Annotated in this window: 11 protein-coding genes; 5 read left to right on the top strand and 6 right to left on the bottom strand. The window is 67.9% G+C overall.

Annotated elements, in window-relative coordinates; translation table 11 throughout:
• Window positions 1-18: 18 nt before the first annotated feature.
• The 4 genes from NC595_RS14450 to NC595_RS14435 are packed head-to-tail and all read right to left on the bottom strand — an operon-like array spanning window position 19 to window position 5,051.
• Complete coding sequence (locus NC595_RS14450) at window positions 19-960, bottom strand: aldo/keto reductase (protein WP_253567590.1); 942 nt, start codon at window positions 958-960, stop codon at window positions 19-21.
• Window positions 961-977: 17 nt separating this feature from the next.
• A complete protein-coding gene (locus NC595_RS14445) occupies window positions 978-2,429 on the bottom strand; it encodes an efflux transporter outer membrane subunit (RefSeq protein ID WP_253567588.1) in 1,452 nt (483 codons plus the stop codon).
• A gap of 16 nt (window positions 2,430-2,445) precedes the next feature.
• Window positions 2,446-3,942 carry a DHA2 family efflux MFS transporter permease subunit gene (locus NC595_RS14440; protein ID WP_253567586.1) on the bottom strand — a complete coding sequence of 499 codons (1,497 nt, stop codon included), beginning with the start codon at window positions 3,940-3,942 and terminating at the stop codon, window positions 2,446-2,448.
• Window positions 3,939-5,051, bottom strand: coding sequence for an HlyD family secretion protein (locus NC595_RS14435; RefSeq protein WP_253567584.1), 1,113 nt, complete (start codon window positions 5,049-5,051; stop codon window positions 3,939-3,941). Before NC595_RS14435 ends, NC595_RS14440 begins: the two co-directional genes overlap by 4 nt.
• A 138-nt stretch (window positions 5,052-5,189) precedes the next feature.
• Between NC595_RS14435 and NC595_RS14430 the strand changes: the two genes are divergently transcribed.
• Together NC595_RS14430 and mug are read left to right on the top strand one after the other, a co-directional pair.
• Window positions 5,190-5,819, top strand: a complete 630-nt coding sequence (locus NC595_RS14430; RefSeq protein WP_253567582.1) for a TetR/AcrR family transcriptional regulator — start codon at window positions 5,190-5,192, stop codon at window positions 5,817-5,819.
• Between the two features lie 42 nt (window positions 5,820-5,861).
• A complete protein-coding gene (gene mug / locus NC595_RS14425) occupies window positions 5,862-6,395 on the top strand; it encodes a G/U mismatch-specific DNA glycosylase (protein WP_253567580.1) in 534 nt (177 codons plus the stop codon).
• Window positions 6,396-6,504: 109 nt separating this feature from the next.
• Here the strand turns inward: mug and NC595_RS14420 are convergent, their stop codons facing one another.
• The gene (locus tag NC595_RS14420; protein ID WP_253567578.1) at window positions 6,505-6,753 is read right to left on the bottom strand and encodes a hypothetical protein; all 249 of its coding nucleotides are present in this window, start codon (window positions 6,751-6,753) and stop codon (window positions 6,505-6,507) included.
• A gap of 168 nt (window positions 6,754-6,921) precedes the next feature.
• A complete protein-coding gene (locus NC595_RS14415; RefSeq protein ID WP_253567576.1) occupies window positions 6,922-7,914 on the bottom strand; it encodes an aldo/keto reductase in 993 nt (330 codons plus the stop codon).
• A 793-nt stretch (window positions 7,915-8,707) separates the two neighbouring features.
• Here NC595_RS14415 and NC595_RS14410 point away from each other — a divergent pair.
• The 3 genes from NC595_RS14410 to NC595_RS14400 all read left to right on the top strand — a co-directional run bounded on the left by NC595_RS14410 (window position 8,708) and on the right by NC595_RS14400 (window position 11,874).
• Window positions 8,708-9,694: a sigma 54-interacting transcriptional regulator gene (locus NC595_RS14410; RefSeq protein WP_425493163.1), complete on the top strand. Its 987-nt coding sequence runs from the start codon at window positions 8,708-8,710 to the stop codon at window positions 9,692-9,694.
• 272 nt (window positions 9,695-9,966) lie between these two features.
• Window positions 9,967-10,236, top strand: coding sequence for a hypothetical protein (locus NC595_RS14405; RefSeq protein ID WP_253567574.1), 270 nt, complete (start codon window positions 9,967-9,969; stop codon window positions 10,234-10,236).
• Window positions 10,237-10,269: 33 nt separating this feature from the next.
• Window positions 10,270-11,874: a phage tail sheath subtilisin-like domain-containing protein gene (locus NC595_RS14400; RefSeq protein WP_253567572.1), complete on the top strand. Its 1,605-nt coding sequence runs from the start codon at window positions 10,270-10,272 to the stop codon at window positions 11,872-11,874.
• The last annotated feature ends 6 nt before the right edge of the window (window positions 11,875-11,880 follow it).

Here is an 11,880-nt window from a genome sequence, read left to right as displayed (position 1 = left end):
GCCGCATCGGTCGCCGCATCAGCCGGCCTTGGGAACGAATCCCGGAACGCCGGTATCCACCACGGCATTCAGCCGGAACGTCGTCTCGATATCGCTGCGCATCTCCTGCATGGCGTCTTCGGGCAGGGGCGAGATCGCGAAGTTTTCCCGGATGTGATCGGGGTTGGTCGATGTAGTCAAAAGGGCGCTGCCACGCTGCACGGCCCAGGCCAGCGCCACTTGTGCCGGCGTCCGGTCGAGCCGCTGCGCGATGGCCCGGATCACCGGGTCGTCGGTGATCCGCGGTTCCATGCCGTGGCCCAGCGGGGCGAACGCCAGCAGCACGATGCCGTGGGCCTGGCAGAACTCCAGCAGTTCCCACTCGGGCAGGTAGGGGTGGCATTCCACCTGCACCACGGCAGGCATGATCCGGGCCACCGCGACGATCTCCTTCAGCCGCTCCAGGCGGATGTCGGAAAGACCGATGAAGCGACACTTGCCCTCGTCGACCAGCCGCTCCATCGCCCGCCAGGTCTCCACCAGTGTCACCTCGCGGTCGTAGGCGGGCTGGCCGTTTTCGTCGGTCGGATACTGCTCGTCGCCGGGCTGGAAGGCGTAGGGCGTGTGGACGAGGTAGCCGTCCACGTAATCGAGCTGCAGGCGCTTCAGGCTCGCCTCGAGCGCGGGGCCGACCCGCTCCGGACGATGGTTGTTGTTCCACAGCTTGGTGGTGACGAACAGATCCTCGCGCTTCACCGTGCCGGCCTCGAAGGCCTCGCGCATCGCCTGGCCGACCACGTCCTCGTTGCGATACAGCTCGGCGCAGTCGAGGTGGCGAAAGCCGGTCTCCAGCGCCACCCGGATCGCCTTTCGGGCCGCGACGGGATCGCGGATCAGGGTGCCGAATCCGACCGCGGGCAGCGTTCCGGCTCCGGTGGCCAGCGGGAGGGTGGTTTCGTAAAGATGTTCTGCAGGTTGCATGTCGGTTCTCCAGGTCATCATTCGTTGTCGCGGGCCATCCTGCGCGCAAGAGCGCTATCGGAATGGCCACCCAGTGCGACGGAGAGCTGCGCCGTGTCGAGGTACTGCGCCGTCTTCGCGCGGAGCTGCCCTATCCGCGCGCGCTGGTAGGCCCGCTGGGCGTCGAGTACCTGCAGCAGGCCGGTCTCGCCCGCCCGGTAGCCCGCCTGGCTCATCCGCAGGCCGGTTCCGGCGGCGTCCAATGCGCGCTGCTGCGCCGAGTATTCCTCGTTGTCGTGATGGATCGCCTGCAACAGGTCGGCCACCTGACCCAGCGAGCGGATCACCGTCTGCCGGTAGATCGCGAAGCTGGCCTGGTAGGCGTCGACGGCGCCGCGGCGGTTCGCCTTGAGGGTACCTCCGTGGAAGATCGGTGCGGTCAACGCCCCGGCGACACCCCAGAGCGTGGCTGCGCCCGGTCCGGCCCGGCTCAGCGACGCTGAGAGCTGCAGGTGCGGATAGAGGTCCGCCGTGGCGACGCCGATTGCCGCGCTTGCCGCGTGGAGTTCGGCCTCGGCCTCGAGGATGTCCGGGCGTCGACGCGCGAGTTCGGAGGGCAGGGTGAGGGGAAGGTCGGCCGGCAGCACGAAATCGGACAGTGCGAAGTCCGGCGGCGTCCAGTCGGCGGGACCTTTCCCCGCAAGCACGGACAGCGCGTGCCGCGCCGTATCGCGCTGCTGCGCCAGTGGCGGCAGCAAGGTTTCATCCTGCGCGAGCTGGCTTTGCGCCAGCGCAACGTCCACCTGGGTCGCGCTGCCGTAGCGCTCGGCGGAGCGGACCAGTTCGAGGTTCCTGCGGTCGTCGGCCAGCAGCTCGTCGAGCGCATCCATCTGCGCCCGCGCCGAGGCAAGCAGGATCGCCTGGCGGGCGACATCGCCGGTCACGGTCAGGTAGGCGGCATCGAATCGATGGCGCTGCAGTTCGGCCAGCGCCGCCTGCGCCTCGATCCGTCGCCGGTTGCCGCCGAAGAGGTCGAAATCGAAGCTGACCTGCGGGCCGATCGCGTACCGGGTGGCGGTGCTTCCGCGTCCGGCGTGCTGGCGCCCGTCCTGGGCGGCTACATCCACCTGGGGCCACAGCGCTCCACCGGCCGCGGCGACGGCTTCGTTCGCCTGAGCGATGGTCGCATCGGCGGCGTCGAGGTCCAGGTTGCCGGCGACCGCCTGGCGCATGAGCTGGTCCAGCTTCGGCGAGCCGAACACCGCCCACCAGTCGTCGGTGGGTGCGCGATCCGGAGCGATGTGCAGCGCGCCATCGACCCGACCGGCGGCGAGCGAACGTTCCGCCTGCAGGTCGTAGTGGCGCGAAGCGGGTGCGGCCGGTCGCGAGAAGTCGGGGCCGACCATGCAGGCCGACAGCAGCAGGGCCGGGGCGGCGAACAGCGCCGTCCGGGCGACGCGCCGGAGAAGGGTTGATCCAGACAGTTTCATGTGCGGCTCCGGCCTGTCAGAGGCGTTGGCGGGGTTTGCGGAGGAACAGCACGAGCGGGCTGGCTGCGAGCATGACCAGCATCAGCAGCTTGAACTGGCCGATTACCGCGATCAGTGCCGCCTGGCCGGTGACCATCTCGTTGATCGCGCCGAGCGCCGGCCCCGCGAGCGTGCCGGTCGCCTGCGCGGCGACGCCGTAGGGGCGCAGATGCCGGGCCAGCGCCAGGTGCACGCTCTGCGTGTTGTTGTAGAAGTAGATCTGCACGATCGCGACGCCGATCGTGCTGCCGTAGAGCCGCGACAGATTGAACAGCACCGTGCCCTCGGCACGGAACCTGGGGTCCAGCGTGCCGAAGGCTTCCCGGGTGAGCGCGGGCATCATCATGCCCAGGCCCGCGCCCTGGAGCGCACCTGCGACCATCACCGGCGTGCCATCCATCAGCGGCGAATAACCGAGCATGCGCCAGTTGGCGTAGATCACCAGCGCCATGCCGAAGGCCACCAGCAGCCGGTTGTCGATCACCCGTGGCGCACGCCAGGTCAGGATCAGCGCGCCGATCAGCGCGGCGCCACGCGGAATCGTGAGGTAGCCCGCCGTGTCGGCCGGGTAGCCGAGCAGCTCCTCCAGCATCGGCGAGGTCAGCGCCAGCGTCGGCAGCAGCACGAAGCCGAAGGCGAAGAAAATGATCGTGCTGAGCCCGAAATTGCGGTCCCGGAACAACGCCTTGTGCAGGAAGTGCTCGTGCCGCGTAAGTGCATGCACGATGTACAGCCAGAAGCCCAGCGCCGAGACGATGGCTTCCACCCGGATCTCGGTCGAGGCGAACCATTCCAGGCGCTCGCCGCGATCGAGCAGCATCTGCAGCCCCGCGACGCCCAGGGTGAAAGTGAGCAGCCCGAAGACGTCCAGCGGCGGACCCTTGGCGAACTTCTTTTCGCGCAGGTACAGGCCCATGGCCGGCAGGATGAACGCGACCATCGGCAGGCTGAACCAGAACAGCGCATGCCAGCCGCAATACTCGCTGAGCCAGCCACCGATGCCCGGCCCGCTGAGGATGCCGAGCAGCGAGGTCACGCTCCACACCATGCCGATCCGCCCGTGCCGCAACGGCGGCAGTTCGTCGAGCAGGATCGCCATGGACAGCGGCGCGAGCGTGCCGCCCGCGGCGCCCTGGAAGATGCGTGCGGCGACGAACTGCAGCGGTGTCGTCGCCAGCGTGTCGAGCACCAGCGCCACGCCAAAGAGCACGATGGACGTCTGAAACACGGTCTTGCGCCCGAAACGGGCGGCCAGCCAGTGCATCAGCGGCATGACGATGGCGCTGGCCGCGATGTAGGAGGTGAACACCCAGCCGATCTCGTCGTCGGTCATCGACAGGCTGCCCTGGATGTGCAGCACCGCGGCATTCGGCAGCGAGATGTTGACCGCCTGCATGTAGGTGGCGAGCAGGGCGGCGGCCACGATGGCGCGATGGCCAAATGACGTCGTGGCCGGGGCAGGGGAGGTGTTCACAGACGTGCGTCCGCGACGGTCCCGGCCGGTTTCCGTTGTGCCCCGGTATCCACCCACGCGGTCACGCTGATGCCGGAATACAGCGGCCAGCGCGCATCGGGGGCATCGAGCTCGAGGCGCACCGGCAGGCGCTGGACCACCTTCACCCAGTTGCCGGTGGCATTCTCCGGCGGCAGCACCGAGAGATCCGACCCGGTGCCGGGACTCATGCTGACCACGTGGGCGTGGAACGGGTGCCCGGGATAGGCGTCCACCTCCACGGTGGCCGGCTGTCCCGGGCGCATCCGGGTCAGGCCGGTCTCGCGGAAATTGGCCTCGATCCAGACGTCGCGGGTGGACATCATCGAAAAGACCGGCGCCCCGCCGCTGACGAAGTCGCCCACCTGGAGGTCATCGACATGGGTCACGATGCCGTCGTCGGGTGCGACGACGTGGGTATAGGACAGGTCCAGTCGTGCGCGATCCAACTGGGCCTGAGCCTCACGCACCGCCGGATGCTTGTCGGTGTCGATGTCCGGATCGCCATCCAGGCCGGCCACGGTCCGCGCCACCTGCTGCTGCACCGAGGCGAGGTGCTGCCGGGCGACCTTGAAGTCCGTCTCGGCCCGCTCATAGGCGGCGCGCGAGGCGAAGTTGGATGCGAGCAGGCCTTTCTTGCGCGCGAATTCCCGCCGGTCGAAATCGGCCGCGTCGCGGGCGGAGAGGGAGTCCGCCAGTTGCTGGCGATAGGTCGCCTTCAGTGCCCGGATCTGCAGGCGCGCGCTGGCCAGCCGGGCCTGCGCCTGGGCTACCGCGATCCGGTACGGCTGCGGATCGACGCGGAACAGAAGCTGGCCTTTCCTGACCCGCTGGTTGTCCTTCACCCGGATCTCCACCACCTGGCCGGATACCCGGGCGTTGATCGAATCCCGCGCCGCGCGGACAAACGCATCGTCCGTGGAGACGTAGCGCCTGCCGGCGATGAGCCAGACCGCGCCGCCCAGGATCAACGCCAGCGGCAGCGCGAGCATCAACGGCCAGCGCAGTCGTTCCCCTGTCGTTCGGGGCGTCGCTGCGTGCCCATGCCCCGGGTCCGGGGTATCGGTGTTGTCGTCGACTTGCTCATGCATCGTCTGGATCCGTTATCTCGTGTGAGTGGCGCCGTCGCTGGCGGGTGTGGCGCGCGGCGGCATCGCCGGGGCGGGGTGTGTTGAATTTTGTTCGGATCCGGATAATATTCCCGGCAAGGACGGTCTTCAAGGGTTTTTATGCAAAGTGGAACAAAAAAAGACGAGGGCGGGCGCAAGCCGCGTGGCCGGCCACGGGCGTACGAGCCGGGCACGGCGCTGCAGCAGGCGACCGAGGTGTTCTGGAAGACCGGCTATGCCGGCACCTCCCTCGACGACATCGCCACCGCCACCGGCATGAACCGGCCCAGCCTGCGGGCCGCGTTCGGCGACAAGCGCGCCATCTACCTGAAAGCGCTGAACGCCTACTGGGAGCACAAGCTCGCCGCGATGCACGAGGCACTGGGCGGAGACCTGCCGATCGGCCAGGCGCTGATGAGCGTCTACGACGCCGCGCTGTCGATCTATTTCTCCGGCCGCGGCCGGGCGCGTGGATGTTTCGTGGTGGGAACGGCGGTGACCGAAGCGGTGCACGACGCGGAGACCCGCAGGGTGGTCAGCGACGGTTTCCGCAAGCTCGATGGCGACTTCGCGGCGCGTCTGCGCCTGGCGCAGGAGGCCGGCGAACTCAAGCGGTGCGCCGACCCGGAAGCACTGGCAATGCTCGCCACCGCCACGATGCAGACGATGGCCATCCGGGCGCGTGCCGGCAGCTCCCGTGAGGACCTGAGACGGTTCGCCGAAAAAGCCGTCGGCGTGATCTGCGGATGACGGCGGTCTGCTTCATCGCCGTACGCCCCAGCGCGTCGGGTCATGGCTGAAGGGCTGACCGACCTCCTCGACGAAGGCCTGGCCGTCGTGTTTTGCGGCATCAATCCGGGCTTGCGGGCGGCGGCCAGCGGGCACCACTTCGAGGGCCGGAGCAACCGTTTCTGGCGGACGCTGCATGAGGCAGGTTTCACCGGCCGGCTGCTGCGCCCCGAGGACGATCATCTGCTGCTGGACTACCGGTGCGGCCTGACCACGATGGTCGAGCGTCCCACTGCGCGCGCCGACGAACTGTCGGCCGCGGAGTTCCTCGCCGCCGCTGCTGCCCTTGAGCAGAAGATCGCCCGCTACCGGCCCGGCTGCATCGCCTTTCTCGGCAAGGTCGCCTACAGCGCCATCGCCGGGCGAACCGCCGTCGCCTGGGGCCGGCAGCCAGACACGCTCCAGGGCAGTTCGGTCTGGGTGCTGCCCAATCCAAGCGGGAGGAATCGCGCCTTCACCCAGGGCGGGCTGGTCGAGGCCTATCGCGCGCTGCGCCTTGCCGCGTACCCGGCGACGTCAAGCGCTGGCGCCGCGTGAACGTGGATGCGCGGGTGCGGGTCGCCGTTCCATTGCGCGCATGAGGTGTCCTGACGCCTGACGCGCCGCGGTGGACAGGGCCGGTGACCGCGAACGCCGATGCGCCCGTTCAATACCTCAGGTTCAATTCCGGGATCCGCTTGCGGTGGATCTCGAACAGCTCCAGGAATTCCTCTTCGCTCAGTTCGTCCGGGGCATACACGGCGACAGGATCCCACGCGTGGTCGGTCGGCTGCGGTGTCCGCGGGCCGCCGCGCAGCGAGAACGGGCGTCCGTCGTAGTCGAGCAGTTCGGGCGCCTCCTCGAGGTGCTCGATTTTCGCGTCGTCCGCACTGACAAGAAACACGGTGAAGATCATCGATGGCTCCCGGAGGGCTTCGGCAAGCAGGGGCCGGCATCATGGGCTGGCGGGCGTTAGGAAAAAGTGCGTCCCGAGCCGCGACGGATCGGGCGTGTCGTGCGTCTGGCGCCGGCTAGGCCGGACGCGCATCGGGCGCGGCTTTGATGACCGCGCGGGTGGCCGGAGTTATCGGCGGGTCTGCTTTTCCAGGTGCGCCGGATAGCGTTCGCCATGCACGGTGACACGGTCCAGGACACGCTGGATGGCCTGCAAATCTTCCGGAGTCAGTTCCATCTCGGTCGCCGCGAGGTTTTCTTCCAGGCGAGCGAGCCGGGTGGTGCCGGGGATCGGCACGATCCACGGCTTCCTGGCCAGCAGCCAGGCGATGGCGATCTGCGCCATGGTGGCGTGTTTGCCCCGCGCAATGCCGTCGAGCGCATCGATGAGCGCCTGGTTGGCCTTGCGGGCCTCCTCGCCAAAGCGGGGCAGGCGGTTGCGGAAGTCGTTCTGGGCGAATTCGGTGCTGCCGTCGATGGCCCCGGTGAGAAAGCCCCGCCCGAGCGGACTGAACGGCACGAACCCGATGCCCAGTTCCTCGAGCAGGGGCAGGATCCCGCTTTCCGGTTCGCGCCACCACAGCGAGTACTCGCTCTGCAGCACCGCCACCGGCTGCACCGCATGCGCGCGACGAATGGTTTCGGCGCCGGCCTCGGACAGGCCGAAGTGCTTCACCTTGCCTTCGGCAATGAGGTCGCGGACCGTGCCGGCGACATCCTCGATCGGCACGTCCGGGTCCACGCGATGTTGATAGAACAGGTCGATCCGGTCGGTCTTCAGGCGAGTCAGTGAAGCATCGCAGACTTCCCGGATGTGCGCGGGCCGGCTGTTGAGGCTGCTGCGCCTGACACTTGCGTCGCCGACAGCGAAGCCGAACTTGGTGGCGATCACCACCTGATCGCGCATCGGCGCCAGCGCCTCGCCCAGCAACTGCTCGTTGGTGTAGGGCCCGTAGATCTCCGCGGTGTCGAACAAGGTAACCCCGCGATCGACGGCCGCCCGGATCAGGGCGATGCCGGCTTTCGTTTCGACGGGCTCGCCGTAGGCATGGGTCAGCCCCATGCAGCCCAAGCCGATCGCCGATACCTCGAGCCCAGTGCTGCCGAGCGTGCGCAGATGCATGCGACTCTCCTTTCGGGGAATGGGAGGACGTCAAACGCTGGCGAACCTAACACGGCGCGGAGCGGGCGATCAGAGCGCGTTATCGCGAGCCGTGCCAAGGCAACGTCCGCCACATTCGAGTGGCACGGCGGCTTGGAGTCCAATGCCGCCGTATCACTGCGTCCGCCGGTTCGAGATCAGCACTTCGGTCCCTGTCGCCACCTGCGCACTAGCGATTCGTACTCCCCGGATGCGACCTCCCGCCGTGTCTTCAGCGCCGACTCGACGCGCTCCTCCAGGTCGTCGCAATCGGCGGTGTTGCGCCTTTGACCTCCTGACGTGTGCGAAGCAGCGGGGACGCTGTCCCGGGACGCAGCACAGGTCGCAAGCTTCGTGCCACGTTCAGGCCTCACGGCAGGGGCGCCGCGCCGCGGCGGCCGGGAGGCGATACGGCTCAGGGGTGGGTCTGCCGTGACCCACCCGGACCGGGCAGCCGGGTCCGCCTTACCTCACCCCGGGGCGCCGCGGCCCAGCGCATTCCGGGGTTCACCGCCGGTTTTCCGGTCTATTTTCAACGCACGCCAAAACGTCGCCGTTTTGCCGCTCTGCGCATGCCGGCCCGGCTCTGTCATTGGGTGCCTAGTTAGTTGATTTGATCCTGTTTTTGTGTCTATTTGGCAAGGCTGAAGGGGAAACTGCAGGCAACCGATCGAAAGTCACCGCCAAGGTGCTCGAGTGCCGTGGGGCCCAGCTTTCTGGCAAGGGACCGGCGCGAAGCATCAGCGGCTCGACAGGCTCTCAGGGAGAAGGGGCGATGCCGGCCATGCTCGGCCAATCCGCAGCTTTCGAGCAGACGCGTGCGCTGCTGCATCGCTATGCCGGATGCGACGTGCAGGTGCTGATCGAGGGCGAGACGGGCACCGGCAAAGAGCTCGCCGCCAGGGAAATCCATTACGCCAGCTCGCGTCGCGAGCGGCCGTTCGTGCCGGTGAATTGCGGAGCCCTGCCGGACAACCTGATCGAGAACGAACTGTTCGGGCACGAACGAGGCGCTTACACCGACGCCAGGCACGCCCAACCGGGACTCATCGACCGTGCCCGCGGCGGCACGTTGTTCCTGGACGAGGTGGATTCGCTCTCCAGCAAGGCTCAGGTGACCCTGCTGCGCTTTCTCGAGAACAACGAATACCGGCCTGTCGGTGGCGGCGCGGCGCGGGTCTCAAGCGCGCGCATCGTTGCCGCCACCAATGCCAGCCTCGAGGCGCAGGTGGTCGCCGGTCACTTCCGCCGCGACCTGCAATACCGGCTCAACGCGCTGTATGTGCGCATGCCGCCCCTGCGCGAGCGCAAGAGCGACATCCCCCTGCTGGCTGAATACTTCCTCGGGCGGGTCGCCGAGCGGATGGGCGGGCAGGCCAAGGCGTGGACCGACGAGGCGCTGAAGCTGCTCGAGGCACACGCATGGCCGGGCAACGTGCGCGAGCTGGAGAACGCGGTGTTGCGGGCCTACCTGGGCGCGGAAGGTGCCGTGATCGGCGCGTCGGTCCTGGAGGCGCTCGTCACGCCAGCGTCGGTTGCGCCAACCTCTGCCGCCGCATCGGTGGCATTGAACGACGCCAACCTGCCTTATGTCTGCGCCAAGCAGAATGCCGTCAGCGCCTTCGAGCGCTCGTACCTGCTCGGCCTGATGACGAGAGCCGCCGGCAACATCAGCGCCGCCGCTCGCCTCTCCGGGACCGAGCGGCGCCAGCTCGGCAAGTTGCTGAAGAAGCACGGCATCGAGACGAACGCCTTCCGCTAGCCCCCGGTCGACCCGCTCCGGCGGATCCCCGCGCGCGACAACCGTCCGAAGGCCCGAAGGGCTGTGTACGGGGCGTCCTGGCTTCGCCCATCGAGCCGGACGTCCCTCCGCCATCGCACATGGGTACACGTTGACCCGCCCGCAGGGAGCCCCGGGTCATGCCTGACCCGGTTTCCGGGCGCCTTGTCGCCCGGCATCCATGCGGGGCGCCATTTTCCTCCTCACGAGCCAGTGGCACGGCGATTGCGTAGCCCCTCGGGTGGAGGTGACGCATGAGCCCTCGGCAGAACCAGAAACAGAACGACTGGCGCGAAGTGGAACACGCGGTACTGGCCTACCTGGCGCAGCACCCCGACGCCGCTGACACGCTCGAAGGCATCGTGAGCTGGTGGTTGCCGCAGCAGCGCTACGAAACCGAACGCCGACGCATCGAGAGCGCGCTGGGGCATCTGGTCGACCGCGGCCAGTTGCGCCGTGACCGGCTGCCGGGCGGCGCCGCCCTGTACGCGCTGAACCGCGCCGATCCGTCGTCACTGCACTGACCGTTGCACTCCGCCATCACAGAGGAAACAACCATGCCAGCCACCCTGAATTATCCAGGCGTCTATATCGAGGAGATTCCCAGCGGCGTGCGCACCATCACCGGGGTGGCGACATCGATCGCCGCCTTCGTCGGCCGGGCGGCAAAAGGGCCGACCGATGCCGACGCCGACGGCCCGGTAACCGTCAACAGCTACGGCGACTACGAGCGCACGTTCGGTGCGCTGGATCCGGCGTTTCCGATGGGCTACGCGGTGCGCGACTTTTTCCTCAACGGTGGTGCCCAGGCGATCGTCGTGCGCCTGTACAAGGGCGCTGCCGGCACCGCCAACGCGCAACTGGCGATCACCAACCTGCCGCTGCAGGCTGCTTCGGCCGGTACCTGGGGCAACCAGTTGCGGGTGCGCATCGACAACCATGTCTCCACCGACGTGGCGACGCTCTACGGACTGGCTGCCGCCGACCTGTTCAACGTGACCGTGCGCGACATGGCCAGTGGTGCGCAGGAGAGCTTCCTCAACGTCAGCGTGAAGGAGAGCCCGCGCCGCGTCGATCGCGTGCTCAAGGCCAGTTCCGCGCTGATCCGCGTGGCGGCCAGCATGAGCCTACCGGCAACCACGACGCCGGCAGCGATGTCCGACACCGTGCCGACGGGCAAGACGGTGTGGGACCAGGACGGCACTTCCACCGGCGTCTCGACGGCGGCGATCGACAGCGCGGCACTGGACAATGCCAGCTACAACGGCGACCCGGATGCCAAGACCGGCATGTACGCGCTGAAGAAGACCGACCTGTTCAACCTGCTGTGCATCCCGGCGGACATCCGCGGCGGCGATACCAGCAACGCGGTGTACCAGGCGGCCATGGCGTTCTGCGTGGAGCGCCGGGCGCTATTGATCGTCGATGCACCGGCCGCCTGGACCAGCGCCGGCGCCATCACCCAGTCGAACAACGCGGCACTCACCGCGCTGGGACTGAACGGGACGGCTGCCCGCAATGCCGCGCTGTTCTTCCCGCGGGTGCTTGAGTCCGATCCGGCGCGGCAGGGGCAGATCGACACCTTCGTGCCGTGCGGCATCGTGGCCGGAGTGATGGCGCGCACCGACACGCAGCGGGGGGTGTGGAAGGCGCCGGCCGGACTCGACGCCGCACTCAATGGCGTGCAGGGCCTGAGCACGGTACTCACCGATGCCGAGAACGGCATGCTCAATCCGCTGGGCGTGAACTGCCTGCGCAGCTTTCCGCTGAGCGGTCCGGTGGTGTGGGGTTCGCGCACCCTGCGCGGTGCCGACCTGCTCGCCGACGAATACAAGTACGTGCCGGTGCGGCGCCTGGCGCTGTACATCGAGGAGAGCCTGTTCCGCGGCACCCAGTGGGTGGTGTTCGAACCCAATGACGAGCCGCTCTGGGCACAGATCCGTCTCAACGTCGGCGCATTCATGCAGAACCTGTTCCGGCAGGGCGCCTTCCAGGGCAAATCGCCCACCGATGCGTACTTCGTCAAATGCGATGGCGAAACCACCACGCAGAACGACATCAACCTCGGCATCGTCAACATCGTCGTCGGCTTCGCGCCGCTGAAGCCCGCCGAATTCGTGGTCATCCAGCTGCAGCAGATGGCCGGCCAGATCCAGTCCTGAGGACAA

The sequence above is a fragment of the Dyella lutea genome (assembly GCF_024158035.1).
GTDB classification, from domain to species: Bacteria; Pseudomonadota; Gammaproteobacteria; order Xanthomonadales; family Rhodanobacteraceae; genus Dyella_A; species Dyella_A lutea.
The sequence above is the reverse complement of the archived record's forward strand: the minus strand, read 5'-3'. Positions and strand labels throughout refer to the sequence as shown.

Bases quoted from the DNA above. Each gene is read 5' to 3' on its own strand.
- NC595_RS14450 (WP_253567590.1), bottom strand. From the start codon at position 960: ATGCAACCTGCAGAACATCTTTACGAAACCACCCTCCCGCTGGCCACC.
- NC595_RS14445 (WP_253567588.1), bottom strand. From the start codon at position 2,429: ATGAAACTGTCTGGATCAACCCTTCTCCGGCGCGTCGCCCGGACGGCG.
- NC595_RS14435 (WP_253567584.1), bottom strand. From the start codon at position 5,051: ATGCATGAGCAAGTCGACGACAACACCGATACCCCGGACCCGGGGCAT.
- NC595_RS14430 (WP_253567582.1), top strand. From the start codon at position 5,190: ATGCAAAGTGGAACAAAAAAAGACGAGGGCGGGCGCAAGCCGCGTGGC.
- mug (WP_253567580.1), top strand. From the start codon at position 5,862: ATGGCTGAAGGGCTGACCGACCTCCTCGACGAAGGCCTGGCCGTCGTG.
- NC595_RS14420 (WP_253567578.1), bottom strand. From the start codon at position 6,753: ATGATCTTCACCGTGTTTCTTGTCAGTGCGGACGACGCGAAAATCGAG.
- NC595_RS14415 (WP_253567576.1), bottom strand. From the start codon at position 7,914: ATGCATCTGCGCACGCTCGGCAGCACTGGGCTCGAGGTATCGGCGATC.
- NC595_RS14410 (WP_425493163.1), top strand. From the start codon at position 8,708: ATGCCGGCCATGCTCGGCCAATCCGCAGCTTTCGAGCAGACGCGTGCG.
- NC595_RS14405 (WP_253567574.1), top strand. From the start codon at position 9,967: ATGAGCCCTCGGCAGAACCAGAAACAGAACGACTGGCGCGAAGTGGAA.
- NC595_RS14400 (WP_253567572.1), top strand. From the start codon at position 10,270: ATGCCAGCCACCCTGAATTATCCAGGCGTCTATATCGAGGAGATTCCC.